The sequence below is a fragment of the Desulfobacter curvatus DSM 3379 genome (assembly GCF_000373985.1).
Lineage (GTDB): Bacteria > Desulfobacterota > Desulfobacteria > Desulfobacterales > Desulfobacteraceae > Desulfobacter > Desulfobacter curvatus.
The window spans coordinates 1-1,345 of record NZ_KB893033.1 but is presented as its reverse complement, the minus strand read 5'-3'; the positions used below and the strand labels follow the sequence as shown (position 1 = coordinate 1,345).

Sequence of the window (1,345 nt, the reverse complement as noted above, 5' to 3'; positions counted from 1 at the left end):
TCCATCAGGCTGGGTCTAAGACTTGCCAAATGTATTGGAATTCTATACATTTGACTCACTTTTAAGAACATGTGCCGTGCCCGGCACACACAAGCGCCTGAACGCAGACGGGCTAAAAACCGCGCCCGCTGGTTAGGCGCAGCGGTTAGCAGAAAAGCCTCATCTCTTAAATGTTAGGTTTGGATAAATGTCTATAATTATTTTTAAGAAAGCATTTGGCCTTAAAAGCATACCTTGGAATTCAGCTCAATGGTTGCTTGAGTTCTGGAATAAAAAAATTGAATTTTCGATTAAAAAAACAAGCGTATGTGTTGAGTCAGGTACGTTTGGTGTATCAAGGGAAGAAAAGATTGAGATAAGTCGTTTTTTTTACTCTAATGAAAGAGACTTGAACTATATTTCTGAAATTCCAACAATAGACATTACCTTGAACGTAGATTTACCAACTTTTGAGCAAAAAATAAAAGATGGTTGCACTAATGATAAAATCAAAACATTTATTGAGCCATTTATAAATACAGCTTTTCTTGCTTTTTCAAGAGTTGTGGATGCTTATAGAACTGCAAAATACAATATCAAACATGAATCTGAAGCCTGGAAAAAGGGAATGATTTCAATTGTTCCTGAAATAACTGAGTCAGAATTTAAAACTTCCTTATTTTATCGGTGCAAAATTAATGCAAAGGACTATGTTGGATGTTTTAGTGAAGGACATGTGCGTGTATCTTCATCACAAGACAATCTTCTCATTGCAAAAGAAATTGACAAACTTGTTGCTGATGAAATTCCTCTTAATAAAAAGTTAATTGTTCTTGCTTGGGAATATTTATTTCAAGAAGATTATCGTAATTCAGTTATATATGCTGCCACAGTCCTTGAGTTAAGGATAATAAGCACTCTTAGAAAACACTATACGAAAAATAGTTTTGGAACGAGTTCACAAGTTGATAAATTTCTTGATAATGTAAGTAACCGACTGCTATGCACAGTTGTGTTAGGCGCTTTAGGCATTGCTTCCCAAGAGCTTCGAGATAAAATTGCATCTGCTTTTGACATCCGAAATGGGCTTGTTCATGGAAAAAGGAAAAAGGTAACTAAAGATGAAGCCATAAACATAATCAAATATACAGAAGAATTATTAAAGGCTTTAAATGTTTTTGAAACCACAACTCAACGAAAGATCTGCTAACATGCCAGTGCACCAGACCGCGAGAACTTTTGCCGCTCACCCGCCAGTGATCAGCGCGGCTGGTGACTTCATCGTTCTCGGCGGCTGCGCCGCCGAGAATCGCGGTGCTGACTACGTCCAGCACCTTGTCCCGGCGCCTCTGGCGCCAGAACAAGG

Annotated in this window: 1 protein-coding gene; it reads left to right on the top strand. The window is 38.3% G+C overall.

Annotated features, from left to right (window positions below):
• Positions 1 to 187: 187 nt before the first annotated feature.
• A complete protein-coding gene (locus B147_RS0109885; protein ID WP_020587043.1) occupies positions 188 to 1,189 on the top strand; it encodes a hypothetical protein in 1,002 nt (333 codons plus the stop codon).
• Positions 1,190 to 1,345 lie beyond the last annotated feature (156 nt).

Coding starts and splice junctions, on each gene's coding strand:
- B147_RS0109885 (WP_020587043.1), top strand. CDS start 188: ATGTCTATAATTATTTTTAAGAAAGCATTTGGCCTTAAAAGCATACCT.